This window comes from Endothiovibrio diazotrophicus, from assembly GCF_054657215.1.
Genome location: NZ_BAAHXB010000405.1, coordinates 1 through 209, shown reverse-complemented (window position 1 = coordinate 209; position 209 = coordinate 1). Strand labels below are relative to the sequence as shown.

At 59.3% G+C, this 209-nt stretch carries 1 protein-coding gene; it reads left to right on the top strand.

The features are described from left to right. Positions 1 to 209, top strand: a 209-nt coding sequence (locus ACYQ2W_RS26990; RefSeq protein WP_459874252.1) for a HEPN domain-containing protein, incomplete at both ends; no start/stop codon positions are given.

Below are 209 nucleotides of genomic sequence, written 5' to 3'. Positions count from 1 at the left end.
CTGGCGCAGCACAACTTCGGCTACTGGTTCAGCAGCGCCAACGACTTCTGGCGGGGTTCCGGGTACTACATGGCGCAGGGGAGGATGGCGCCGGCGGCGTTCATGCTCCACCAGTCGGTCGAGCGCTACTACCACGCTGTTACACTTATATACAGTGGGTATAAATACAAGTGCCATAACATCGCCAAGCTGGCGGAGATGGGGGCGGA